This is a genomic window from Microbulbifer sp. NBRC 101763, assembly GCF_040371615.1.
Classification (GTDB): domain Bacteria; phylum Pseudomonadota; class Gammaproteobacteria; order Pseudomonadales; family Cellvibrionaceae; genus Microbulbifer; species Microbulbifer variabilis.
Map to the genome: position 1 here is coordinate 137,487 of NZ_BAABQV010000006.1, position 24,126 is coordinate 161,612.

At 49.9% G+C, this 24,126-nt stretch carries 22 protein-coding genes; 18 read left to right on the plus strand and 4 right to left on the minus strand.

Features of this window, described 5'->3' with window-relative positions; all coding sequences use genetic code 11:
- Positions 1-56 precede the first annotated feature (56 nt).
- The 7 genes from lepA (at position 57) to acpS (ending at position 6,010) form a co-directional block, all read left to right on the plus strand.
- On the plus strand, positions 57-1,862 hold the full coding sequence (lepA, locus tag ABWV76_RS15925) for a translation elongation factor 4 (RefSeq protein WP_020413463.1): 1,806 nt from the start codon (positions 57-59) through the stop codon (positions 1,860-1,862).
- Positions 1,863-1,905: 43 nt separating this feature from the next.
- Positions 1,906-2,673: a signal peptidase I gene (gene lepB / locus ABWV76_RS15930; protein ID WP_020413462.1), complete on the plus strand. Its 768-nt coding sequence runs from the start codon at positions 1,906-1,908 to the stop codon at positions 2,671-2,673.
- A gap of 48 nt (positions 2,674-2,721) precedes the next feature.
- Positions 2,722-3,162 carry a DUF4845 domain-containing protein gene (locus ABWV76_RS15935; protein ID WP_020413461.1) on the plus strand — a complete coding sequence of 147 codons (441 nt, stop codon included), beginning with the start codon at positions 2,722-2,724 and terminating at the stop codon, positions 3,160-3,162.
- Positions 3,155-3,835, plus strand: coding sequence for a ribonuclease III (gene rnc, locus ABWV76_RS15940; RefSeq protein WP_020413460.1), 681 nt, complete (start codon positions 3,155-3,157; stop codon positions 3,833-3,835). The genes ABWV76_RS15935 and rnc overlap by 8 nt, the downstream gene beginning before the upstream one ends.
- A 116-nt stretch (positions 3,836-3,951) precedes the next feature.
- A complete protein-coding gene (era, locus tag ABWV76_RS15945) occupies positions 3,952-4,851 on the plus strand; it encodes a GTPase Era (protein WP_353376568.1) in 900 nt (299 codons plus the stop codon).
- A gap of 26 nt (positions 4,852-4,877) precedes the next feature.
- Positions 4,878-5,627, plus strand: coding sequence for a DNA repair protein RecO (gene recO / locus ABWV76_RS15950; RefSeq protein WP_353376570.1), 750 nt, complete (start codon positions 4,878-4,880; stop codon positions 5,625-5,627).
- Positions 5,624-6,010: a holo-ACP synthase gene (acpS, locus tag ABWV76_RS15955; RefSeq protein ID WP_020413457.1), complete on the plus strand. Its 387-nt coding sequence runs from the start codon at positions 5,624-5,626 to the stop codon at positions 6,008-6,010. Before recO ends, acpS begins: the two co-directional genes overlap by 4 nt.
- Here the strand turns inward: acpS and ABWV76_RS15960 are convergent.
- The gene (locus tag ABWV76_RS15960; RefSeq protein ID WP_020413456.1) at positions 6,007-8,838 is read right to left on the minus strand and encodes a response regulator; all 2,832 of its coding nucleotides are present in this window, start codon (positions 8,836-8,838) and stop codon (positions 6,007-6,009) included. The genes acpS and ABWV76_RS15960 overlap by 4 nt on opposite strands.
- Positions 8,839-9,057: 219 nt before the next feature.
- Between ABWV76_RS15960 and cysM the strand changes: the two genes are divergently transcribed.
- The 11 genes from cysM to ABWV76_RS16015 all read left to right on the plus strand — a co-directional run bounded on the left by cysM (position 9,058) and on the right by ABWV76_RS16015 (position 21,339).
- Positions 9,058-9,948 carry a cysteine synthase CysM gene (gene cysM / locus ABWV76_RS15965; protein WP_282952889.1) on the plus strand — a complete coding sequence of 297 codons (891 nt, stop codon included), beginning with the start codon at positions 9,058-9,060 and terminating at the stop codon, positions 9,946-9,948.
- A 646-nt stretch (positions 9,949-10,594) separates the two neighbouring features.
- Positions 10,595-12,841 carry a GTP diphosphokinase gene (gene relA, locus ABWV76_RS15970; protein WP_353376571.1) on the plus strand — a complete coding sequence of 749 codons (2,247 nt, stop codon included), beginning with the start codon at positions 10,595-10,597 and terminating at the stop codon, positions 12,839-12,841.
- Between the two features lie 14 nt (positions 12,842-12,855).
- Complete coding sequence (mazG, locus tag ABWV76_RS15975) at positions 12,856-13,683, plus strand: nucleoside triphosphate pyrophosphohydrolase (protein ID WP_353376572.1); 828 nt, start codon at positions 12,856-12,858, stop codon at positions 13,681-13,683.
- Positions 13,684-13,830: 147 nt separating this feature from the next.
- Positions 13,831-14,484, plus strand: a complete 654-nt coding sequence (gene adk, locus ABWV76_RS15980; RefSeq protein WP_020413451.1) for an adenylate kinase — start codon at positions 13,831-13,833, stop codon at positions 14,482-14,484.
- A gap of 172 nt (positions 14,485-14,656) precedes the next feature.
- Entirely contained in the window at positions 14,657-15,655 is a 999-nt protein-coding gene (gene hemH / locus ABWV76_RS15985) for a ferrochelatase (RefSeq protein WP_020413450.1), read from the plus strand.
- A gap of 266 nt (positions 15,656-15,921) precedes the next feature.
- Positions 15,922-16,719 carry a hypothetical protein gene (locus ABWV76_RS15990; RefSeq protein ID WP_020413448.1) on the plus strand — a complete coding sequence of 266 codons (798 nt, stop codon included), beginning with the start codon at positions 15,922-15,924 and terminating at the stop codon, positions 16,717-16,719.
- A gap of 180 nt (positions 16,720-16,899) precedes the next feature.
- The gene (gene tsaB / locus ABWV76_RS15995; protein ID WP_353376573.1) at positions 16,900-17,604 is read left to right on the plus strand and encodes a tRNA (adenosine(37)-N6)-threonylcarbamoyltransferase complex dimerization subunit type 1 TsaB; all 705 of its coding nucleotides are present in this window, start codon (positions 16,900-16,902) and stop codon (positions 17,602-17,604) included.
- 3 nt (positions 17,605-17,607) lie between these two features.
- Positions 17,608-18,405: an undecaprenyl-diphosphate phosphatase gene (locus tag ABWV76_RS16000; protein WP_020413446.1), complete on the plus strand. Its 798-nt coding sequence runs from the start codon at positions 17,608-17,610 to the stop codon at positions 18,403-18,405.
- Between the two features lie 5 nt (positions 18,406-18,410).
- A complete protein-coding gene (locus ABWV76_RS16005; RefSeq protein ID WP_282952894.1) occupies positions 18,411-19,292 on the plus strand; it encodes an NAD(P)-dependent oxidoreductase in 882 nt (293 codons plus the stop codon).
- 83 nt (positions 19,293-19,375) lie between these two features.
- Entirely contained in the window at positions 19,376-20,524 is a 1,149-nt protein-coding gene (locus ABWV76_RS16010) for a tRNA-queuosine alpha-mannosyltransferase domain-containing protein (protein ID WP_353376574.1), read from the plus strand.
- A 512-nt stretch (positions 20,525-21,036) separates the two neighbouring features.
- Positions 21,037-21,339, plus strand: coding sequence for a hypothetical protein (locus ABWV76_RS16015; RefSeq protein ID WP_020413443.1), 303 nt, complete (start codon positions 21,037-21,039; stop codon positions 21,337-21,339).
- Between the two features lie 98 nt (positions 21,340-21,437).
- Here the strand turns inward: ABWV76_RS16015 and ABWV76_RS16020 are convergent, their stop codons facing one another.
- The 3 genes from ABWV76_RS16020 to ABWV76_RS16030 are packed head-to-tail and all read right to left on the minus strand — an operon-like array spanning position 21,438 to position 23,935.
- Positions 21,438-22,373, minus strand: a complete 936-nt coding sequence (locus tag ABWV76_RS16020) for a TauD/TfdA family dioxygenase (protein ID WP_282952898.1) — start codon at positions 22,371-22,373, stop codon at positions 21,438-21,440.
- Positions 22,366-23,136: a class I SAM-dependent methyltransferase gene (locus ABWV76_RS16025; RefSeq protein WP_282952899.1), complete on the minus strand. Its 771-nt coding sequence runs from the start codon at positions 23,134-23,136 to the stop codon at positions 22,366-22,368. The genes ABWV76_RS16020 and ABWV76_RS16025 overlap by 8 nt, the downstream gene beginning before the upstream one ends.
- Positions 23,114-23,935: an iron-containing redox enzyme family protein gene (locus ABWV76_RS16030; protein ID WP_353376576.1), complete on the minus strand. Its 822-nt coding sequence runs from the start codon at positions 23,933-23,935 to the stop codon at positions 23,114-23,116. Before ABWV76_RS16030 ends, ABWV76_RS16025 begins: the two co-directional genes overlap by 23 nt.
- Positions 23,936-24,126: the final 191 nt, after the last annotated feature.

Below are 24,126 nucleotides of genomic sequence, written 5' to 3' on the forward strand. Positions count from 1 at the left end.
ACAGTTGGCATGGTTGCCAGCTAATCAATTGATTTTTCAAGGGTTTTTATTCCGCAGTGGCCACAGATCTCTCTCATATCCGCAATTTCTCCATTATTGCCCATATCGACCACGGGAAATCTACCCTGGCTGACCGCTTTATTCAGGACTGTGGGGGACTCTCCGACCGGGAGATGGCCGAACAGGTTCTGGATAGTATGGAACTGGAGCGCGAGCGCGGAATTACCATTAAAGCGCAAAGCGTAACGCTTGATTACAAGGCGCGGGATGGCAAGACCTACCAGCTGAATTTTATTGATACGCCAGGACATGTGGACTTCTCCTATGAGGTTTCTCGCTCTCTGGCAGCCTGTGAGGGTGCGCTCCTGGTTGTGGATGCGGCCCAGGGGGTGGAAGCCCAGTCAGTTGCCAACTGCTACACCGCTATTGAGCAGGGGCTGGAGGTTATTCCAGTTCTCAATAAGATGGATTTGCCCCAGGCAGACCCGGAAAAGGTTGCTGAGGAGATTGAGGATATCATCGGCATTGATGCCGCCGATGCCACCCGGTGCAGTGCCAAGTCAGGCCTGGGTGTGGAAGATGTCCTGGAAGACTTGGTGCGACTGGTACCACCACCTGAGGGTGATGTAGATGCGCCTCTTCAAGCCTTGATTATTGATTCCTGGTTCGATAGCTACCTGGGAGTTGTATCCCTGGTTCGTGTAGTGCAGGGAACCCTGAAAACCAAAGACAAGATTGTTACCAAATCTATTGGCCGCGCTCATGTGGTGGACAGTATCGGCATCTTTACCCCTAAGCGCCACGAAACCGGTGTTTTGCGCGCTGGTGAGGTAGGTTTTGTGGTGGCCGGTATTAAGGATATTCATGGTGCGCCGGTGGGTGACACCCTGACTCATGCCAAGGGTGCCGATGAAATTGAAATGCTGCCGGGCTTCCAGAAAGTTAAGCCACAGGTCTATGCCGGCTTGTTCCCCGTAAGTTCAGACGACTATGAAGCCTTTCGGGATGCGCTGGAGAAGCTATCCCTAAACGATGCTTCTTTGTTCTATGAGCCCGAGACATCTGATGCCCTCGGATTTGGTTTCCGTTGTGGCTTCCTTGGCATGTTGCATATGGAGATTATCCAGGAACGATTGGAGCGCGAATACGACCTGGACCTGATCACCACTGCCCCGACGGTAGTCTATGAGGTTGAACAAACCGATGGCGAAGTGGTGATGGTGGACAACCCCTCGCGCCTACCTGATGTGGGCAATATCGAGGAGATGCGAGAGCCTATTGCCGAGGTGAATATCCTGGTACCGCAGGAGTATTTGGGCAACGTAATTACTCTCTGTGTGGAGAAGCGCGGAATCCAGAAAGATATGCAGTACGTTGGTTCACAGGTATCCCTGCGTTACGAGCTGCCAATGAGCGAAGTGGTGATGGACTTCTTCGACCGCCTCAAGTCTGTGAGCCGTGGTTTTGCCTCTCTTGATTACAGTTTTGTACGCTTCGAGGCAGCAAAACTGGTGCGTCTGGATATCCTGATTAACGGTGACCGGGTTGATGCCCTGGCCCTGATTGTTCACCGCGAAAATGCGCAGCAGAAGGGCCGCGCTATGGCGGAGAAGATGAAAGAGCTGATTCCTCGTCAGATGTTTGATGTGGCGATCCAGGCGGCGATTGGTGGACAGGTAGTTGCACGGACTACGGTGAAAGCCCTGCGTAAGAATGTGACCGCAAAATGTTATGGTGGTGATGTTACCCGTAAGAAAAAACTGCTGGAGAAGCAGAAAGCGGGTAAGCGCCGTATGAAACAGTTAGGCCGTGTGGAAGTGCCGCAAGAAGCCTTCCTGGCTGTATTGAAGGTGGACCAGTAGTGGGCGTGCCTGCTATTGAGATCAAGGATAATAGAGACTCGCAATGGATATTAATTTACCTCTGATTCTGCTCTGGTTGGTTTTAATCAGTGGCGGGATCTGGCTGGTGGACAGTCTGTTTTTCGCTCGTCGTCGCAAGAAAGAGGCTGGCGCTCAGCAGGAAGACCCTGTTGTTGTTGAATACGCTAAATCATTTTTCCCGATTCTGGCTATCGTATTTGTATTGCGCTCCTTTATTGTCGAGCCTTTCCAGATTCCGTCTGCTTCTATGGTCCCCACCTTGCAGATTGGCGACTTTATTCTGGTGAATAAGTATGAGTACGGTCTGCGCTTGCCTGTATCCCGGACGAAAGTGGTGGATATCGGTGAGCCTCAGCGCGGAGATGTGATGGTGTTTTTCCCACCACACATGAACGATACCTATTTCATCAAGCGAGTGATTGGCTTGCCCGGTGATAAGATCGAATTGAAAAATAACGTGCTCTATGTAAATGGAGAGCTGGCACCACAGGAGTTAATTCAGGCGCTCCCACCGGTTAATCCTAAGGTTGAGATTATGTGGGAGAACCTTTACGGCCAGCGTCACCTAATGGCGAAAAATGTTAGCCCCGGAGAGTATGGAAACTTTAGCGGCACAGTGCCTGAAGGCCACTACTTTATGATGGGCGACAACCGCGATAACAGTCTCGACAGTCGCGCCTGGGGGTTTGTGCCTGAGCGCGATGTGGTAGGCAAGGCTTTTGCTATCTGGATGCATTGGGACAAACTGCTCAGTTTGCCCAGTTTTAAACGTGTAGGCTCTATCCAATAATGAGAACTGGCCGACAGTGCGTCGGCGCTAAGGATTGAGGGCATAATTATGGGTAGTGCTATCCGGATTTCAATGGAGCGCCAGCGCGGTATGAGCTATTGGGGCTGGTTATTGGTTATTGCGGTGCTTGGCTTTGCTCTAACCTGTGTATCCAAAATGGCACCGGCTTATGTGGATGCGCGCTACGTTAACGAAGCGTTAAAAACCCTGGGTGAAAACCCGGAATTGGAAAATATGACAGCGGGCCAGATCAAAAAAGAGATGGGTCGCTACTTTCTGATCAACAATGTGCGAGGAGAGCCCACCAAGGCTCTGCAAGTCGTTCGCGGCGCTAAGAGTACTGTGGTCAGTATAAATTATGAATTGCGGCAGACGTTGATTTACAACATCGATGTCGTGATGAAGTTTAACAAGCAGCTCGACACGGCCAAGCCGGAGCTTTGCTGTGATCCACTGGTAGATCTGGAGCAATTCCGTAAACGTGACTGATCTTTTACTGGAGCGCCTGTGTACGCGTCTCGGCTACAAGTTTGAACAAGGTGATCTGTTAGAGCTTGCGCTGACACACCGCTCCCACGGCAGCCGCAATAACGAGCGTCTGGAATTCCTTGGCGATTCTATTCTCGGTTTTACCATTGGGGCTGCGCTTTACGAACAGTTTCCCGAGGGCAGGGAAGGGCAGTTAAGCCGTTTGCGTGCGCAGTTGGTCAGCGGAGAAACCCTGGCAAAGCTAGCTCGTGAGCTGGATATTGGAGACTGCCTGCGCCTTGGCGAAGGTGAGATGAAAAGCGGCGGTTTTCGGCGCGCCTCAATTCTGGCTGATGCGGTGGAAGCCCTGATCGGTGCTATTTACCTGGATGCTGGTCTAGAGGCTGCGCGCACCAGGGTATTGGAGTGGTTTGCCCCGCGGCTGCAAGGCCTGTCCCTGGAAACTGTAAAGGATCCGAAGACTCGTCTGCAGGAGTGGTTGCAGGGGCGTAAGAAGCCACTGCCGGAGTATTCTGTGGTGGATGTCTCCGGCGCTGAACACGCCCAGCACTTTATCGTTGAATGTCGGGTCAGCGGTCTGGCACAACCAGCTCGAGGAGAGGCTAGCAGTCGTCGCGCCGCAGAAAAGATCGCTGCTGTAGAAGCTTACAGGCAGCTTACCGGCCAGGATTAACCTTACACTAGTTGAGAAGGCGTAACCCGGCCTGTCTCGAAATGACAGCCCCCTGCACTGGGGGTGAGCTGGTTCCGGACTTCCCGGGCGCCTCCAAACTTTTTCGGAGAACTTTTTTGAGCGAACAACCCTCTCGCTGCGGCTATGTCGCGATTGTAGGTCGTCCCAATGTGGGCAAATCCACACTTTTGAACCATTTGCTGGGACAAAAGCTGGCGATTACTTCACGTAAGCCACAGACCACCCGCCACAATATGCTTGGTATTAAAACCGAGGGCCCCAACCAGATTATTTTTGTGGATACGCCAGGCCTGCATTCGGATCAAGAGAAAGCGATTAACCGCTATATGAACCGGGCTGCATCCAGTGCTGCGCGGGATGTGGATGTGGTGGTTTTTGTCGTGGAGCGCACTCGATGGAGTGAGGGCGATCAGTTGGTGGCCGATAAGCTACGGGGTTTGAAATGCCCTCTGATTATTGCAGTTAACAAGGTGGATCAGTTGGAGGATAAGGGAGAACTTTTGCCACAACTGCAGACTTTGGCAGAGCAGCATCCCAAGGCAGAAATCGTACCTATTTCGGCGTTGCGCAATGTCAATCTAGAGGCTCTGGAGGCGGTGATTCTCAAGCACCTGCCAGAGGGACAGCACTTTTTCCCGGAAGATCAGGTGACCGATCGCAGTTCCCGCTTTCTTGCTGCGGAGATTGTGCGTGAAAAAATTATGCGTCAGCTGGGAGCTGAAGTTCCTTACCAGGTGACTGTTGAGGTTGAGGAGTTTAAACAGGAAGGCAAAATTCTGCATATCAGTGCCGCGATCCTGGTAGAGCGCTCTGGGCAAAAGCGAATCATTATTGGGAACAAAGGTGAGCGTATCAAGCAAATCGGCAGCCAGGCACGTGAGGATATGGAGCGGTTGTTTGACAGTAAAGTTATGCTGAATTTGTGGGTAAAGGTGAAGTCCGGTTGGTCTGATGATGAGAGAGCCCTGCGCAGTCTCGGCTATCGCGATGAGTAACAGGTCTTTGCCTGGCTGCTGACAGTATGAATACACCTCCGCCGGCACAGCCGGCGTATATCCTGCACTCCCGCCCCTATCGAGACTCCAGTCTGATTTTGGAGTTACTCACACCAGATTTTGGGCGAATCAGTTGTGTTGCTCGTGGTGCGCGTAGGGACAAGCAGCGACGCCGGCAAGCCCTACAACCATTTTCACCTCTGCTGGTCTCCCTGCTAGGTAATGGGCCACTGAAGACCCTGGGCCCGGTAGAAAATGCCGGTGGTCCACTTTGGCTGAAAGGGCGGGCCGTATACGGAGGCCTTTATTCCAATGAGTTGCTGGTAAGGCTGTTACCGGAAGGGGAGGCTCACTATGCATTGTTTGCCGCTTATCAGGGGCTGCTGCAGATACTGTCTAACTTGGGTGGCAGTGACAGCACAGAGATGGAAGGCCCGCTACGTAGCTTTGAGCTACGGTTGCTCACTGAGCTTGGTAGTTGTCCGCCGCTGGATCAATGTGCTGGTGGTCCGGGGGGGGTGGTTGCGGATAGTTGTTATCGGTTCGAACTTGAGCGGGGTTTTGTTTCAATATTTCGGCCTCAGGGCGGAGTGCTGTGCGATAGTGAATTTCGTGGAGCCGAGTTGCTGGGTATTGCAAGGGCGCAAGATGATGGGCACTGGCCGATAGGGTTGTTGGCCCCCGCGAAGCGTTTGACTCGCTTATTACTACGTAGCTTACTTTGTGATAAACCACTGCAGAGCCGCGAATTGTTTAAACAGGTTTATGGGAAGTGATTGTTAGTATCGGTACAGATATCTGTAATTACCAGCGTATTGACGCGGTCTGGAAGCGCCATGGTGGGCGCTTTGTTGAGCGTATCTTGAGCGATGGTGAACGCTGTGATTTTGCTGACCTGGCTGAGGTTAATCGTGCGGCCTACTTGTGCAAACGCTTTGCCGCTAAAGAGGCTTTGGGCAAAGCATTAGGTACAGGTATTGGTGAAGGCGTCTCCTGGCAGGATATTGAGATACGCCGGCGTAAAGGGGCAGCCCCTCAGGTTTTGCTGAGTGGCGCAGCGCAGCAACGCGCTCGCGCTATGGGGGTTGACGTGATTCACCTGTCTCTTTCCGATGAGAAGGATGCAGCTTTAGCTTTTGTGATTTTCGAGAGGCATTAGGCCACCTCGAGTCCAAAAAGCGTATCCAGGTCTTGCTCCGAGGCCCACTCACGCAGAGCGCGAATCTCCCTCAGTACAGCATCCAGCTTACGACGATCAATCCCTGCCGGCTCATCATCTTTTTGTGTGCGCAACTCTTCCTGCAGAACACAGGTGGCTTCGCGCAACCTGGAAACGCCGCAATAACAGCACCCCCCGTGCATTCGGTGGGTTAGTTCAAACATGCTTTTGAAGTCACCGATGACTTGTAGGCGTTCAAGTTCACGCTCATCGGAAGCCAGCCCATCCACAAGCATCTGCAACATATCCCTGGCCAGCTTGGCATCGCCATTGGCTAGAGTCAGGCTCTCGCCAATATCTACAAGCCGCATCTTGTTGAAATTCAGCTTTTCCACCACTTGCGGTGTGATAAGTTTCAGCCAGCGTTTGATCATGTGGGATAGCTGGGCCTCGCTCACGGGCTTACTAAGATAGTCATCCAGTCCTGCGGATAACAATCGAGCTTTTTCCTCGGCACCTGCGTGGGCAGTGAGGGCGATAATTGGTGTCCGTTTGCCGGCTTCCCGTTCGCGGATACAGCGAGTAACTTCAATACCATCCATACCGGGCATCTGGATGTCCATAAAGACAAGATCGAAAGTACTCTGTTGCCAGTGTTGCAGGGCCTCCTGACCGCTAGCGGCAATAACCACCTCGACACCCTGGGCACGTAGTAGTTCACCAACTAGGCGCCGGTTGGCTGCGTGATCATCGACTGCGAGGACCCGTGGCGGGGCGGGCCAGGGGAGGGCGGGTATGGCTCCGCTACTGGAGCGCTGCTGGCTTTGTTGCGGCACTGACCTTTTCAATGCGCGCAACAGATTTTCCCTAGTTACCGGCTTGCCCAGGAAGGTAAGTGTTCGGGTGCGAAGCTGCTCGTAGCAACGCCGAAGCTCAGCCGGGGCTCCAAGAACAATAACTCGACATTGGTAAGCATCCACTAGGGATTGCACCTTGACACTGAAGCTGTCGAAATCCCCTTTGGCGATGGCAGTATCGATAATCACTGCATCAGGCAGTGCGTCGTGTCGCCACATTTGTTCAATGGCTGGTTGAAGCGTGTCGGTATCGGTGAGCTCCACGGGTTCAACCTGCCACTGCTTGAGCAGTTGTGCTACCTGGGTGCGGGTGAGTTCGTTGGGGTCGGCAATCAGGATGCGACAATTGGGGAACATTACCCTAGGTGGTATGCCGCGGTTGCGTTCCGGGACCAAAGTCAGCTGTACCCAGCAGGTACTGCCGTCGTTAGCCGCTTTCTCCAGGCCGGTGCTGCCACGCATGCGCTCAACCAGGCTGCGGGCAATAGACATGCCGAGGCCGTTGGCGCTGATCTGTTGTGCATGTTGCGGTGTCTTGGTATTGAGAATCTGCTGTAGCTCGCGACGTCCAGCATCATCTATGCGGTTGCCGAGATCGGTAACACTGATACGCAGCACCAGTTCAGAATCATTGTTGCTTTGTACCGTAAGGCGTACAGGTATATTGCCATTTTCAGAGCTTCGTACAGCATTGCCCAACAGGTTTGTCAGTATTTGCTTGGTGCGTAAAGGGTCGCCAACCAGTGTAGAGGGTAACTGGGGGTCAATCAGTGGCACTAGTTCCAAGTGATGCTCGTAGGCATAGGGAGCGAGGATCTGTAGAGTTTCTTCCAATAGTTGCCCCAGATCCATGGGAATATGATCGAGCACCAGGTTGCCAGATTCGATGCGGGAGAAATCCAGGATATCATTGATAGTGGTGAGCAGGTTTTCCGACGAGCGCAGGATGGTTTGCAGGTAGTCCTGCTGTAATTCGTCGATCTCGGTTTTCAGCAGTAAATTGGTGAAGCCGATGATGCCATTTAAGGGGGTGCGGATCTCGTGACTGGTATTTGCCAGGAAGGTAGACTTGATTCGACTGGCCTCTTGAGCTCTCTTTCGAGCTAGATCCAGCTCAATATTTTGCTCCTCCATACTATCAAGGGACTGTCGCATATCGTCCATAGCCTGCATTAAATTAGACTTGTACTCGAGTTGATAGCTGGAAAGGCCCTCGGCCATTTCATTAATCTGCTTCGCCAATTGGGCGAGTTCCCGGTTCTCGATTTCGTGAGTGCGGCGGTCGAACTCTCCGCGCCCAATGGCCTGTAATACTTGCCCCATCCGGACGAGGCTGTGGGCAAATCGCTCAGAGAGGATTACCGACCAGGCCAGCGCTGCCAGGGTGCAGATAATCAAGCCGACCAGCCCTACAAGAATCACTTGGTAAGTGCCCACCAGGAAATAGGGGCGGTGCAACTCAATACTAATCCAGCAGGTGGTAATATCACCCTTTAGGGGCTGCAACACCTGCAAGCTTTCGTCATCCTCAAAAATAAATGGCTCGCGCCTTTGCAGCTGCTCACTTGTTATTGGGGTTCGTGGGCGCGGGCCGACGCTAGCCAGTAGACCCAATCCCGTCGCCAGGTCCAATGGGAGTTTCTTGCTCGCTTCGGTGGAATAGATATGCACCGAACGCACCATGTCCTTCTCTAGCATTAAGGCCAATAAGCTTTTGCGCAGCCATTCCATGCGCAGTTCGGTCGGGTGCCCTCCACTCATCTCGATGAGTTCTGCAAGTTGTTCTGCACTGGCCCGCCCGTGGCTGAGTAGCAGCTGGCGCCGGTCATGCATCTGTTGCAGAGTAAAGACCAGTGCCAAAGTCATTGCCAGGATCAGTGCCGGGGCAACCGTAAAACGGAACATAGTGGAGCGCAGTGAACGCAATTCCCCGGGGGCTGGCAGGGATGGAATTGAGTTTTTGGGGGCCATGGTGAAAGAAGGGCCTTGTGCGATTATTTTTTCCCCATTTTACCTATATGGATCAGGTGGTGCACTCTCATGTAAAGAGTTGAAGAAATTGTTTCTCCTCGAGAGTGTCATTTCGTAATAACCCGACTATATAGTCCACATACAGAGTTGGTATTTAGCGATGTGTAGGCGTTCAGGTAAACTGTCCGGCCGCAATATCTGTCTGGAACTGAATGCACTATGGATTACCCCACAATTGCTGACTGTGTAGGCAATACTCCACTGGTTAAATTACAGCGCCTGCCTGGTGATACCAGCAATACGATTTTGCTTAAGCTGGAAGGGAATAATCCTGCTGGTTCTGTCAAAGACCGTCCGGCACTTTCCATGATTAACCGGGCTGAAGCCAAGGGACAGATCAAGCCTGGTGATACCCTGATCGAAGCAACCAGCGGCAATACCGGCATTGCCCTGGCGATGGCGGCAGCTATAAAAGGCTACCGTATGATCCTGATTATGCCTGATAGTGCTACAGCCGAGCGCAAGGCATCCATGACTGCCTACGGAGCGGAATTGATCCTGGTCAGCGCGGAACAGGGCATGGAGGGCGCACGTGATCTGGCGCTAAAAATGCAGAGTGACGGTATGGGGCTGGTACTAAATCAGTTTGCCAATACTGATAACCCTCTAGCCCATTACGAGGGCACAGGCCCAGAAATTTGGCAGCAGACAGGAGGAGAAATAACACATTTTGTTTCGTCTATGGGAACAACCGGCACCATTATGGGGTGTGGTCGTTTTTTGAAAGAGCAAAATCCGGAGATCCAGATTGTTGGATTGCAACCAACCGATGGGTCCAGTATTCCCGGTATTCGCCGTTGGCCTCAAGCTTATCTGCCAAAGATTTTTGTCCCTGAAGAAGTGGATCTGGTCATCGATATGGATCAGAGTGAAGCTGAAGATATGACACGGAGGTTGGCGCGAGAGGAGGGTATTTTCTGTGGTGTCTCCTCGGGTGGCGCTGTAGCTGGTGCGTTGCGACTTTCCACCCAGGTGGAAAACGCTATTATCGTTGCCATTATTTGTGATCGAGGAGATCGCTATTTATCCTCAGGACTGTTTAACCAGTAAATTTTTTTCAGGCTGGTGAGACCTTATTGCCAGCCCTAGCTGTTCCTCAGCAAACATTACGCGTATATTTTTCCTTTTTTCCCAATTAATTTTTCTCACAAAATAAAATTTACTCCTTTTTAGTAAATTCGGTTTTACCTCCTTGGTTGCATTCCCAATTTTTTAACTAAGTAATTCCTCACTTGCTGGACTTTTTTAGATGAAGCTATTTTAGGCTGTCTGGGGGCATTTGTTGAGTGTTTAATCTTTTGGCAGAAACTTTTCGAAGGGCCATTTCTTAGTTAATGCTGGTTTTTGAAAATCTACAAAACAAAATTTTATTGCAAATGGTTTGTACTGTGGGTCGGCTTTTACTTTTAAACGTGGGCATTTCTTTACAAGTATTTTATGTGACTGTCCAGCCAGAGGGCTGGTTGTATTCGCAGCTATTCTCTTGTCAAGTTTGACAAGCTGCTGCGAAAGAATGCTGAATTTCGCGCAGCTTGTTGAAAAATATAAAGAAAATCGTGGACTTTAGTGTGTTCAAACCTATGATAGAAGCGCTCCTTTAAGGGCTATACGCACTTTATTTACCTGGCACTGCAGTTTCGTAGTTGGGTGGGGAGTGCCAGTAAGTTTCCAAATTCCTGTTTCGGTCCGGTAAGACATGGTTCAAGTCAGAAAACATCATTCCTTCGGAGGTGAGAGCGAACTCGACCTGGAGTCTTGGCTTCGTCATGTACAGAAATTGGCGGGTCTGGATGGCGCTGCGATAGTAAAACTGCGCCGCGCCGCTGAAGTGAGCGCTGAAGCGGAACAGCGGGCTATTGAAGCGGAAAACATATGGGCGGAAGGTGCAAGTAGTTTTGCTACTGGCCTGGAAATGGCAGAGATTCTGGCGGATCTGCAAATTGATTCAGAAGCTCTGGTCGCAGCTGTTCTTTATCGGGCTGTGCGTGAAAAGCGCATACCAATTAAAAGTGTCGAGGAAGAGTTTGGTTCGACAGTAGCCAAGCTGATCCGAGGGGTGTTGCGAATGGCGGCAATTCGCAGTCGCAGCGCAGATACAGGAGATGAACGTAAAAGTGGTGCTGTAGAAGAGCACTCTGAAAATATCCGCCGCATGTTGGTAGCTCTGGTGGATGATGTTCGAGTCGCTCTGATCAAGCTCGCGGAGCGAACCTGTGCAATTCGTGCAGCGAAGAATGTAGAACAGGCAAAGCGTACTCGAGTGGCGCGGGAGGTGGCTGATATCTATGCGCCGCTTGCCCATCGATTGGGTATTGGTCATATCAAATGGGAATTGGAAGACCTCTCTTTTCGCTACCTGGAGCCAAACGATTACAAGCAGATTGCCCGCTTGCTGGATGAAAAGCGGCTGGCGCGCCAGAAGTATATTGATGAGGTGTTGGAGCTTCTGCGCAAAGAGTTGGCTAAGGCAGACATTGAGGGAGATGTCTACGGTCGTGCAAAGCATATCTACAGTATCTGGCGTAAGATGCGCCGCAAGAATATCGGCTTTTCCCAAGTTTATGATATCCGCGCTGTACGTATCCTTGTACCTACAGTGCGAGATTGCTATGCGGTATTGGGTATAGTGCATAACCTATGGCGCAATATCCCCAATGAATTTGATGATTATATTGCCTCTCCCAAGGAGAACGGCTATCGCTCGCTGCATACAGCGGTTATTGGCCCAGAGCGCAAGGTGCTGGAAGTCCAGATTCGTACTTTTGCTATGCATGAGGAAGCCGAATATGGTGTCTGCGCCCATTGGCGCTATAAGGGTACTGACCTGAAAAGTGAGAGCAAGGATAGCTATGAGCAGAAGATTTCCTGGCTGCGCCAAGTGCTCGACTGGCACGAAGAGGTGGGAGGCAACCCTCTGCAGGACGATCTGCAGACCGGCGAAGGGGACTCACGTATTTATGTGTTCACCCCGGATGGCCATGTGGTGGATTTGCCCCGTGGGGCTACGCCGCTGGATTTTGCTTATAAAATCCATACTGAAATTGGTCATCGCTGCCGTGGAGCAAAAGTGGACGGGCGGATTGTCCCTCTAAACCACGAATTGCAGACTGCCAACCAGGTAGAAATCCTGACCAGTAAACGTGAGGCACCGAGTCGTGATTGGCTGTCCTCGGGGATGGGCTATATCACTACCTCGCGTGCCCGTGCCAAGATTATTCACTGGTTTAAACAGCAGGCACGTGACCAGAATATTGCCGATGGCCGCAGCATACTTGATGGCGAGTTTAAACAACTGGCCCTGAGTGACTTTGACTTTGAGAAGCTAGCAGCGAAACTGAACATGCACTCGCTGGATGACCTCTATGCAGCGGTAGGCGCGGGTGATATCGGTGTAGGGCAGGTATTAAATACCGCCCAACGTATGGTCAAAGTTGATTATGCTGAGCGCGTGCCATCTCTTACCGCATCGGTCGCGCGTGGTGAGGGTAAGACAGATGTTTATATTGATGGAGTAGGTAATTTACTCACTCATATTGCCGGTTGCTGTAACCCGGTGCCCGGTGACGAAATTATGGGGTATATCACCCTCGGGCGCGGGGTTTCCATTCACCGCAAGGACTGCGCCAATATGTTACGGATGCAGGCGGAGGAGTCAGAGCGCGTTCTGCAGGTAAACTGGGCGGAAAAGCCGCGTGAACTCTACGCGGTAGAAATCATTATTGAGGCTTATGACCGCCTTGGTCTGCTACGAGATGTCACCGCCATGCTGGATAGTCAGAAAATTAATGTCACGGCTATGCAGACTCATTCCAATAAGCATAAGCACACCGTTGAAATGGTGCTGACTGCTGAAATTCACAACTTTGAAGAATTGAGTTACGTGCTGCATCGCATTAATCGCCTGCCTAATGTAGCGTTGGCGAAGAGACGCATGTTGCGCTGAATAAGGGGGGGTAGGTGCAAGATAAATACAAGGTGGAGGACCTGCTTCACCTGATGGCCCAGCTGCGTAACCCGGACGGCGGCTGCCCTTGGGATTTGAAGCAGACTTTTGCCAGCATAGTTCCTTCTACGGTCGAAGAGGCCTACGAAGTAGCTGAGGCCATTGAAATTGAGGACTACGAACACCTCCATGAAGAGCTCGGTGATCTGTTATTTCAGGTGATTTTCTACTCACAGCTTGGTTGTGAGCAGGGCTATTTCGATTTTTCACGTATAGTCGATACTCTGGTGCGCAAGCTGGTACGCCGTCATCCGCATGTTTTTCCCAGTGGAGAACTCTATGGGGACAATGACTCTGGTTCTGTGGATGAAGCCCAGGTAAAGCAGAACTGGGAAGCGATAAAAACTGAAGAGCGTAATGCCAAAGGCGAGTCTGGAGTTCTAGCCGGTGTTACGGTAGGGCTACCAGCATTGACGCGTGCGGCCAAATTACAGAAGCGTGCGTCCCAAGTGGGTTTTGATTGGCCGAATATTAGTGGCGTGCTGGACAAGATCGAGGAAGAAGTTGCAGAGCTACGCGAGGCTGTTGAAACTGGAGATCGTGAGCATGCCAGGGAGGAGCTTGGCGATTTACTGTTTTCCTGTGTAAATGCTGCTCGTCACTTGAAAGAAGACCCGGAAGCATCACTACGCCACTGCAATCGAAAGTTTGAGCGACGCTTTGGAAGTGTAGAGGCAGTCCTGAAGGCTCAGGGGCGTAGACCAGCTGACGCTAACCTTGAGGAGCTGGATCAGCTTTGGGATAGAGCCAAGGCGGGGGAGAAACCGGGCTCTGCTCAATGATTCTCTCTCGAAAGGGGGGCGGATATCTTGCGGGATTAGCCTCGCATTAGCAGCAATCTTGCCCAATTTGGGGTCTGCGTGTAAGGTAGCGCTCTTTTGGCACGGCGGCTCTATTGGTGCGTCGACAGTTTTGGAGGCTAACTGAACATGCGAATTATTCTCTTGGGGGCGCCGGGAGCCGGCAAAGGCACTCAGGCACAATTCATAACAGAGAAGTTCGGCATTCCGCAGATCTCCACCGGCGATATGCTTCGTGCAGCGGTGAAGGCAGGCACACCTCTCGGCTTGCAGGCGAAAGATATTATGGAAGCCGGCAAGCTGGTCTCTGATGACCTGATTATTGCCCTGGTAAAGGAGCGTATCGCCCAGTCAGACTGCACAAATGGATTCCTGTTTGACGGTTTCCCTCGCACTATTCCTCAGGCGCAGGCCCTGTTGGATGCAGATATCCATATCGATCATGTACTGGAAATCGCTGTTGACGATGAGGAAATCGTTAAGCGCCTATCTGGTCGCCGTGTGCATGAAGGATCTGGCCGTGTGTATCACATTGTCTATAACCCGCCCAAGAGTGAAGGACTGGATGATGTGACTGGTGAGACACTCATACAGCGCAGTGATGACACTGAAGAAACTGTGCGCAAGCGTCTGGCTGTTTACCATGAGCAGACTGCTCCTCTGGTTGGTTTCTACCGCGAGCTGGAAAGCCGCTCTCCCGAGGCTGCTCCCAAGTATTCAAAAGTAATGGGAGTGGGCAGTATGGATGATATACGTGAGAAGGTTTTTGAAGCTCTGAGCTGATTGCTTCAGTGACAGTTACTCTAAAAGGCCCCCACCTGGGGGCTTTTTCATTTCTTCCCGACAGCTCCTTTGCTGGTATTTAGGAAAGCCTTTTCTCTTGTAGTTATTTCTTCAGTCATTAACATTGCCGGCAGTTTTTCTTGGCAAATTTGTTTTTCAGACAGGCCCCTCTATGTCCAGTGCGATAATTTTGATGAATTTGGGCACTCCTGCACAGCCAACTGCGCCAGCGGTGAGAAGTTTCTTGAAGGAATTCCTTTCCGATCCCCGGGTAGTGGAAATTCCTCGTCCACTGTGGCTTGCGATACTGAATGGCTTCATTTTGCCATTTCGCCCCAAGCGCATTGCGCCCGCCTATAAAGAGATTTGGAATTGCAGTGCTGATGGTGCTGCAGTTGAAGGTTCGCCACTTCTTTACTATACGCGTCGTCAGGCCGAGCTGTTGCAGGGGTATCTGCGTGATAATGGCCATGATCTGGTGGTCGAGTATGCGATGACTTATGGAGAGCCGCAGTTAGACAATGTGATTGGTGATTTGCGCAAAAAAGGGTGTGAAACTTTCACTGTTTTACCGCTATATCCACAGTATTCAGCTACGACCACTGCCGCAATTTACGATCAAGTGGCGCAAATTTTTCGCAAAAGTCGTGATATTCCGGATATTTCATTGATTCGGGATTATTACCACCACCCCCTCTATATTAAATCCCTTGCGAACTCAGTCAGCGAGCATTGGCAGGCTCAAGGGCAGGCAGAAAAGTTACTGCTGTCATTTCACGGAATTCCAAAAGCAAATGTTGATAAAGGGGATCCCTATTATCGACATTGCACTGAAACTGCACGACTTCTGGCAGAAGAATTACAAATTGAACAAGAGCAGTGGCAAGTCACTTTCCAGTCAAGGTTTGGTAAGGCTGAATGGTTGCAACCCTATACCGATAAAACGCTGATTGAGTGGGGTAAGGGCGGAGTAAAGAGTGTTGATGTTATTTGTCCGGCATTTTCTGCAGACTGCTTGGAGACTCTGGAAGAAATTTCGGTAGAGAATCGCGCTAATTTTATCAATGCTGGAGGCAGTGAATATCGTTATATTCCTGCTCTAAATTTGCGTGAAGATCATATCGAAGCGCTTGCCGCGATCATTGAAGAAAAGTTGTTTGGGCCAAAATAATTTCTATCAGCGGCCTGAAAAAGCCGTTTAGGAGAAATTTGATAAGAAAAACATACTTTTTTGCTGAAAAATTTCTCATTTTTCGCTTTTTTACTTGCAATGCCGGATATTTTTATTAACTTTGATAAAGTTGTATCGAAATTGGCGGTGCGGCGCTCTGCATAAGTGATAAAAACAGCCCGTTGCAGTTTTTATTCGATAGCAAACAGGCAATGCTGCCGGCACACTTTTGGATGTACTTCTTCTTTTCAGTGAGGAGACAAGGGATGGCAAGAGTAGTAAAAAAGAGTACGCGTGCAAAGAAGGCAACTGGTTCGACTGCAGCGTCGCCAGTAGTCGCGAAAGCGCAAAAGGCGGTTGATGCGGCGAGTAAATCACTTGATGGGCAATTAGATCGTGTTGCGAAAGCAAAAGCACGGGCCCAAAAAAGTAATTCTGCAGCAGCAAAAACATCATTGGCTACTGCCAATAGCAAGGCAAAGGAATTACGCGCCAAGCTGGCAATGGCTAAGATGAATCTCGCCAAAGCCAAGGCTATGGATGCTGTGCGTCTAGCAGAGGCTGCGGCCAAAGAAAAGGTTTCCACTCTGGCTGATAGCCTGTCTGCCAAGGCGGATAAAGATCTGGCTGCCGCGTTAAAGGCGTTTGAAGCGCGTTGGAAAAAGACTCGCGATAAGGCCCACGCCAAGAAGATCAAGGCTGCGGAGAAGAAGGCAGAGGCTAAGGTAAAGGCTGCGGCGAAGAAAGCCGCAGCCAAAGCCAAAGAGTTTGAGAAGAAAGCCGCTGCCAAGCTGAAGGCGGAAGCACAAAAAGCCAAAAAGGCGGTCGCCAAGAAAGCGACTTCTGCGAAAAAAGCAGGTCGGCCTAAGAAAGCCACTGCAGCCAAGACGGCCAAGCGTGTAGGGCGCCCAAAGAAAGCTACTACCGCGGCCAAGCCGGCCAAGAGAGTAGGGCGTCCCAAAAAGGCTACAGCTGCAACAGCTAAGAAAGCACCTGCCCGCCGGGGCCGTCCGCCTAAAGCGGGTGCTGCCCGTCGCGGCCGTCCGCCAAAGAAAGCGGCATAGCCCGAGTTCACTTAAACCCTACTTTATAGCTGGGCCTAAACAGCTATCTCAGACCCCGGCTCCGTCCGGGGTTTTCTATTGAAGGTACCCTGTAGTTTTTGGCTCTTTGTTAATTTACATGACTCCCCCTTGCGACCATGCCACAATCCCTCTCTTTGAGTTACCTGGTCTGAGATTGTTGTGAAGATTCTTGCCCTGGATACGACTTCTGGTTCTTGCTCTGTAGCGCTCTACAGCAATGGCCAGATTTCTGAGCGTTTTGTTCAGGCTGAGCGGGACCATACCCGTAGGCTGTTGCCGATGGTGGATGAAGTGTTGGCTGAAATGGAGCTGACTTTGGCGGGGCTGGATGCTTTTGCAGTTAGTCGAGGGCCAGGCTCATTTACCGGCCTGCGCATTGCTATCAGTAGTGTGCAAGGGCTGGCCTTTGCAGCGGATAAGCCGGTGGTTCCGGTGTCCAGTTTAGCTGCTTTGGCCCTAGGGGCCAGGCGAGCGCATCCTGAGTGGGGTGAAGCTTCAATAGTGCCCATGTTGGATGCGAGGATGCAGCAGGTATATTGGGGTATTTACACTGCTAGCGAACCACATCAAAGCCAGGTGCCTGAGGCGGTACAGCACCCTGAGCAAGTGCTGATGTCATTAAAAGAGTCCCACATATCGCCCCCTATTTATGGTGCTGGACCTGGTTGGCATTATAAGGCTCTGCGCATGGCGCACATGGGTGGGGTTGACTTGGATACCCTGATACATGCGAGGGAGGTTGCCCAGCTGGCTGTGCCACTATACCTGTCTGGTAAGGTGGTGACCGCACAAGAATTAGAGCCTGTGTATCTTCGCAATGAGGTCACCTGGCAGAAACGACAAAAAATCCGATCTAAGAAGTAACCCATGGAAATATTTCAAATTGTTGTCTTGGCCTTGATCCAAGGGCTTACTGAATTCTTGCCTATCTCTAGTTCAGCGCACTTAATCTTACCTGCCGAGGTATTGGGCTGGCAGGACCAGGGACTTGCATTTGATGTCGCTGTGCATTTTGGTTCGTTGATAGCGGTTGTTTCTTATTTTCGTAAAGATATTTGGGCGCTGATCCGGGATGGGCTTGGAGGGTTAGCCAGCGGGGACTTTACCGATGAGGGCAGACTTGCCTGGTTGATTGTATTGGCGACTATTCCGGTAGGTTTGGTTGGGCTGATTTTCAAAGACTTTATCGAAGCCAATCTTCGCTCAGCAGCTGTTATTGCCACGACCACAATTGGCTTCGGCATTCTTCTCTGGTGGGCGGATGTGCGTGGGGTGCGCACACAAACATTGGCTCAACTCAATTGGAAAAAGGCATTGCTGATTGGCTTGGCTCAAGTATTAGCACTGATTCCTGGTACTTCCCGCTCAGGTATAACCATGACAGCGGGGTTAATGCTAGGAATGAAACGAGAGGCTGCCGCACGCTTTTCTTTTCTCTTGTCGATACCAGCAATTGCACTGCCGGCGCTGTTACTGACATACGACTTGCTTTCACTGGAAACTGTGCCCTGGGGCGATATTCTGCTGGGTGCTGTGTTGTCGTTTATTAGTGCTTACTTATGTATTCACTTTTTTCTGCAGTTTATTAGTCGTATCGGTATGGCACCTTTTGCAATTTATCGCCTGATACTGGGTGCGGTCCTGATTTGGATGATATGGGGGTAGGTAATATGGCAACTGTAGCGTTTATTGGCTTGGGGGTGATGGGCTACCCGATGGCTGGGTATTTATCAAAAGCTGGTCATCATGTAAGGGTATACAATCGCACCGCTAATCGAGCAAAAAAGTGGTTGGAGGAATACAAAGGGGAAAGCTTCCCATCCCCGGCTGAAGCGGCTAAAGGTGCGGAAGTCGTCTTCGCCTGCGTGGGTAATGATAACGACCTACGTCAGGTAGTGGTTGGAGAGCAAGGTGCTTTTTCCACTATGGAGAAAGGTAGCTTATTCGTAGATCACACTACTGCTTCGGCGGATGTTGCTCGGGAGCTGGCAGCCATTGGCAGTGACAAGGGGATAGGCTTTCTTGACGCCCCGGTTTCTGGTGGCCAGGCAGGCGCTGAAAATGGGGCGTTGACTGTTATGGTTGGCGGAGATAAAGCCGATTTTCAGCGAGTTAATCCGTTAATTGAAACTTTCGCCAGAGCGGTAACCTTATTGGGCCCGGTAGGTAGCGGCCAACTGTGCAAAATGGTCAATCAAATCTGCATCGCCGGAGTAGTCCAGGGACTTGCTGAAGGCCTGCATTTTGCCAAGGCATCCGGGCTGGATGCGGAGCAAGTAGTGGATGTAATTTCCAAAGGTGCCGCGCAGAGCTGGCAAATGGAAAACCGCTCCCAGACAATGCTGGCTGGCGAGTATGACCACGGCTTCGCAGTAGATTGGATGCGTAAGGATCTGGCTATTGTCCTTCAGGAAGCTCAGCGTAATGGTGCATTGCTGCCAGTCACTGCATTGGTGGATCAGTTCTACAGCGAAGTGCAGGCAATCGGTGGTGCCCGCTGGGATACTTCCAGCCTGTTTGCGCGACTGATGAATGTGCGTTCCTTCGATTGATACTCTCTACTTGAAAGCTGCTCTCGGGGTTGGATGCAGTTATTTCCAACCCTGCATTCCTAATTTATATTGTTTAACTCTCGATGAAAGTTCTATTGCTCTCGGCCTATGATGCGGACAGCCACAAGCGCTGGCGTAAGGGTCTGGTTGCCGCTTTTCCCGAATGGCAGTGGACAGTCCTTACCCTGCCCCCACGATATTTCAGTTGGCGCATTCGTGGAAATAGCCTGACCTGGGCCAGAGGGGAGGCTGCGCAAGTCCTCAAGCAGGATTGGGATCTTGTTATTACAACTTCAATGACGGATCTCAGTGCCTTACGCGGTTTAGTGCCAGAGCTGGCTGGGATTCCCACTGTTGTTTATTTTCATGAGAATCAATTTGCTTATCCGGTGAGTACAGATGCTTACCAATCTATTGAGCCTCAATTACTAAATATTTATACCGCATTGGCTGGGGACCTAGTTCTTTTTAATTCAGAATTTAATCGTCGCACTTTAATTGAGGGAGCTGTTACATTACTCAAGCGTTTTCCCGATTGTGTACCTACAGGAATTTGCGAGGAAGTACAAAACAAATCTAAGGTCTTGCCTGTACCCTTGGAAGATGCGCTCTTTGTCAAAAAAAGCGCACAAACAAATTTTTGTTGGGATCACCGGTGGGGACAGGGTTATCAGGGAGAGGTAACCGAGGATACATTGATCATCAGTTGGGCTGCCCGCTGGGAGTATGACAAGGGCGCCGATCGTCTACTGCAGATTCTTCAGGTCCTAAAAGAGAAAAAGGTAAAGTTCTTGCTCAACTTGATGGGCCAGTCGTTTCGTAACAGCCCGGAAGAGTTTAAGCAGATTAAGCAGGAATTCTGCCAAAATCTTTTGGTGGTGGGGTATGTGGAAAGCGAACATCTCTACCGGCAAACCTTACGTGGTAGCCATGTATTTCTATCTACCGCTTACCACGAGTTTCAGGGGCTAGCGGTAATGGAGGCCGCAGCGATGGGCTGCACGCCATTAGTGCCGGATGAGCAGTGTTACCCGGAGTTTTATCCTGAGCAATTGCGTTACTTGGGGGTGAGGAATGCAGTTACAAAGCTTGAATCTATGGCCAAAAGAGTTCAATGTGCGGAAACGTTAGTAAAATTGGACTTTCATAATATTTCATGGGAAAGCTATAAAGATAAATATTTTTGTGCTCTGAGCAGATGTATCTCCGATACAGTCGGCTATTGTAAATAAAAGTATTATTAGCCAAACCTACTGAAAAACTTCACCGACTAAGCGACTTTAGTGGGGTTGTATAACGCTTTTTTAGGTATCTAAAGTTCATATCAGTAGGCCTGGATCTGGGATCGGCCAGCCGCTCCCTGGCTTGAAAAATACTGCTAGCAGCCCTATAGCTTATGGGCCCTCACTAGTCTTGACTTTTATACTCCACAGAATAGAGATGGCAATAGATAGAGGTTTTGGTACCATTCCATAAGTCAGCAGTATCCCCCCTCACTCTGAGAAGGCCGCGTGCGTGGTATGCTGCCACGAATATGCTCATATTAGCAGAATAATTTACGCTTTGACTTGATGCGGAAATCATGGTGCCTTTTTATTCTTTGTCCATTGTAAGGCGCGCTGAGAGAAGTGTTATATCTTGCTGTCTTGCAAGTAGATCAAGTCATCGAAGCTTTTCCTTGTTTTTATATCAATGTTATATTCTTTAGCTGCGGATTTCATATGGAAATTGATAAGGATATATCATGAGTAAGTATTTTTTGGCCCTGGCAGTTCTATTTTCGGTGCTAGCTATTGGTTGTACATCCGTATCAAATAGGCCGGGGTCTGATCAAGACGGTCAAGTTGAAGAATTGGCCTCTAACCTCGATAAACAGGAGGAACCAAAGAGTGAACTAGTGTGTAAGTATCGCGAAGGGACGGGATCGAGATTCAAAAAGAAGGTCTGCATGACAGCAGAGGAGTGGGCAGGTGATTCAGTGGAAACGGCCAGAAATGTTAATAAGCTAAGAAAAACAGTCGTAACGGGGCAATCACAAGGGCGTTGATGGTTTTTATTCTTAAAAGCCGAAAAGAGAGTTTATGCTAATTATCCTTTCGGCTTTATTTTCAGTTAAGGATTTAATTGGTGTGATTTAATAGAGGCTCAATTTATCCATACTCTAGTGTAAACGCGTTTTTGCTCGGATGTGTCAACAAACTCATCCCGATCGTGAAGAATCCGAGTGTTGTCGATAAATATCATGTCTCCTGAGTTCATATAGAAGCTGACAACGTTTTCTTCATTGTTTAGCTCCCCGTCGAGCATGTCTAAAGCCTGCAATACCTCCTTGGTTAGCGGTTGATCGACCCGCTGGTGACCTTTTTCAATCCAGTAGCGCATATAGCGAATTGATAACTTACCCTTTTCGTAGCTGAAAATGGGGAAGTGATTGTTAAGGATATTCTGTAGGTTCTTGTCGCTGCCTGGGGTGACAAGATCGCGTATATAGTTATCATAGAGTAGAGCGAGCTTGCCAGGTTCTCTTTCTCTTAGGGCTTCGTGGACCTGTGCTGCGGAGACCACTTTGGATTTTCCACCTTTTATCGCAGGGGTGATACAGCACAAGCCGAGAATATTGGGCTGGATTGTACGTTGCGAGCTGTCTGTATGTACCCCGGTAGCTGCATTAGTTTGTGATACCGGAATTGCTTCATCTTTATAGCTTCGACCTGTATCCAGGATACCGTACAACCTGCCATAGGTATCAATAGTTTGCCCCATTGCCAGGCTGATATTTAAGAACAAAAGATTGAGTGTATCTTGATCGAAGCCATCAATCCCCTGAATCCAGGTTATACCGCTTCCGTGTGCAATTTCTTGCTTGATCTGTTGGGCAAGTTGATCAAACTGTGGGGTTGGTACTGAGTCGGCTCTCAAGGATTCAACAGGATGATCCTGATTGGAAGCCCAATCTTGAAGAGCTTTTACTTCCTCTTGCCAGCCGGAAGGCCAAGCAAACTTCCAGTTGGATTTTGAGGCTATATCTGCAGCCTTCCACGCTTGAGCGCACACCTCTTCTCTGGGAGCCAGTTCAATCATTTACTTGTACCTTAAATAAAACATGCAGAGGGTAACCTTTCAGAGGGCCAAAGAATTCAGGGTCCAATGCCAGGTGTTCGTCTGTTACCGCAAGCTCATTCACCTGCGGCAAAAGATTAAACCCGGCTGCTTTGAGTGCTTCGAAGTAATGTGAAAAGGTTTTGTGTACACAACGCACAGATACTGGAATTCCATCTCTGCGCCAGATTTTTCCTTCGAAAGTTTGATTGATGCCATCGAGATAGCTTTTATCTCCATGCTCAAAGTAAAACGGTGGTGTTTCTTCACGCATAAATGGTAGGCAAGGGTGGGGCACGGTAAAAACAAAGGTCCCGGTGGAGGCTAACAGTGATCTAACCTTTGTCATTACCTGAGTCATCTCTTCAATCGTGAGATAATTAAAAAGAAATACAGCAATGGCCTTGTCGAAGCTCTTTTGTGGGAATTGGTCAAAAGTCACAGCATTAGCAGCCGTATAACTGGCAGTGGATAGTTCGAGCTCTGCTGCCATTGCCTGTGCTTGACTGATCATCTCCGCAGAAGAATCGATGCCAAATATCGAACGAGCACCATTTTCCAGAATCATGCGTGAGACGTAACCCTCGCCACATCCAAAGTCCAGAATGTCTTGCCCAGCAATATCTCCTAACTCCTCAAGCACTCGAGGTCTTGCAGTAAAGTCACTTAAAAGGACCTTCTCAGATCGCAACCAGTTGCCTGCTTGGGCGTTATAGATTGTTTCAGTTGATAAGGGCTGGTTCATCCTGAGCCACTCCAGATACTTGTTGAGTATAATTATTTAGATTTCCGAGAGGCTTTTGCGGACCCCTAATTGCACGTTCCAACATGCCATCCCAGAAGGCGGCCCTTAAGTTCAAGGCTTTAAGCACTCCGTGACGAAGACGCTTGCGGCCCTCCTCGGTATTGGCAAAATCCAATGCGATTTGGTTTAAGCTTTCTGCATGGTCATCATCAATGAGTGTATGAACAGAGAAGAAGCAATAATCCTCCGGCTGAAATTCGGGTAGGCTTTTTAAGCCTTTTTCAATGAAAGGATAAATAGAGCTGACGATATGCTCTGTACCTAATCCTAAAGCCCCGATAGCTTCTTCAGTAGAGCCATAAAGCAATACTCCGGAGAGCATGTCATACCATATAGCAGGATCATCGGAAATTCCTATTTCTGGTGTTCCGCGTAACGCCCTTTTCCTGAAGGTCTCAAACAGCTGTGCGTGTGGGATGTTCCGGACCCAGCTTGCACTGATCCCGTGAGTCTCCAGCTCTATAAGCTCTTTTTCTTCATAGTGTCCAGACTCTTCTGCGAGATTTTCCAGAAGAATGTTCCGGTGCTTCGGGGTAGTCAATCTGGAAATCACAGCAGTGAGCAAGTTTACAAAACGGGATGAATAAACCCCGTACTGTTGAGCAAAATCCGCGACCGCATAGCGAAAGTTTGGAAGGGATGCACTGCTGAATTGTTTGAGATATGGGTGGTTGATAGCCCTGTGCTTTAGCGCTTCTTCAGAGAGTTGCTCTAGCCAGGCTCTTTTATGATTATTCATCTGAAGCCTTAAATTCCATCTGTTGAGCCGAAAGTTGGCAACCGTAACAAGTAATTATTTCAGTTTGCTAACGAACATCCTGTGTGAATAGCGTTTAATGGTTGCTCGACCAGTAAACGGATTTTGAGTATACGGAGTAAAATTTTTTCTAGCAATATCATGATTATTATTCACGGATGCTGGTTGTTTGT

Bases quoted from the DNA above. Each gene is read 5' to 3' on its own strand.
- lepB (WP_020413462.1), top strand. From the start codon at position 1,906: ATGGATATTAATTTACCTCTGATTCTGCTCTGGTTGGTTTTAATCAGT.
- ABWV76_RS15935 (WP_020413461.1), top strand. From the start codon at position 2,722: ATGGGTAGTGCTATCCGGATTTCAATGGAGCGCCAGCGCGGTATGAGC.
- recO (WP_353376570.1), top strand. From the start codon at position 4,878: ATGAATACACCTCCGCCGGCACAGCCGGCGTATATCCTGCACTCCCGC.
- ABWV76_RS15960 (WP_020413456.1), bottom strand. From the start codon at position 8,838: ATGGCCCCCAAAAACTCAATTCCATCCCTGCCAGCCCCCGGGGAATTG.
- cysM (WP_282952889.1), top strand. From the start codon at position 9,058: ATGGATTACCCCACAATTGCTGACTGTGTAGGCAATACTCCACTGGTT.
- relA (WP_353376571.1), top strand. From the start codon at position 10,595: ATGGTTCAAGTCAGAAAACATCATTCCTTCGGAGGTGAGAGCGAACTC.
- adk (WP_020413451.1), top strand. From the start codon at position 13,831: ATGCGAATTATTCTCTTGGGGGCGCCGGGAGCCGGCAAAGGCACTCAG.
- hemH (WP_020413450.1), top strand. From the start codon at position 14,657: ATGTCCAGTGCGATAATTTTGATGAATTTGGGCACTCCTGCACAGCCA.
- ABWV76_RS15990 (WP_020413448.1), top strand. From the start codon at position 15,922: ATGGCAAGAGTAGTAAAAAAGAGTACGCGTGCAAAGAAGGCAACTGGT.
- ABWV76_RS16000 (WP_020413446.1), top strand. From the start codon at position 17,608: ATGGAAATATTTCAAATTGTTGTCTTGGCCTTGATCCAAGGGCTTACT.
- ABWV76_RS16005 (WP_282952894.1), top strand. From the start codon at position 18,411: ATGGCAACTGTAGCGTTTATTGGCTTGGGGGTGATGGGCTACCCGATG.
- ABWV76_RS16010 (WP_353376574.1), top strand. From the start codon at position 19,376: ATGAAAGTTCTATTGCTCTCGGCCTATGATGCGGACAGCCACAAGCGC.
- ABWV76_RS16015 (WP_020413443.1), top strand. From the start codon at position 21,037: ATGAGTAAGTATTTTTTGGCCCTGGCAGTTCTATTTTCGGTGCTAGCT.
- ABWV76_RS16020 (WP_282952898.1), bottom strand. From the start codon at position 22,373: ATGATTGAACTGGCTCCCAGAGAAGAGGTGTGCGCTCAAGCGTGGAAG.
- ABWV76_RS16025 (WP_282952899.1), bottom strand. From the start codon at position 23,136: ATGAACCAGCCCTTATCAACTGAAACAATCTATAACGCCCAAGCAGGC.
- ABWV76_RS16030 (WP_353376576.1), bottom strand. From the start codon at position 23,935: ATGAATAATCATAAAAGAGCCTGGCTAGAGCAACTCTCTGAAGAAGCG.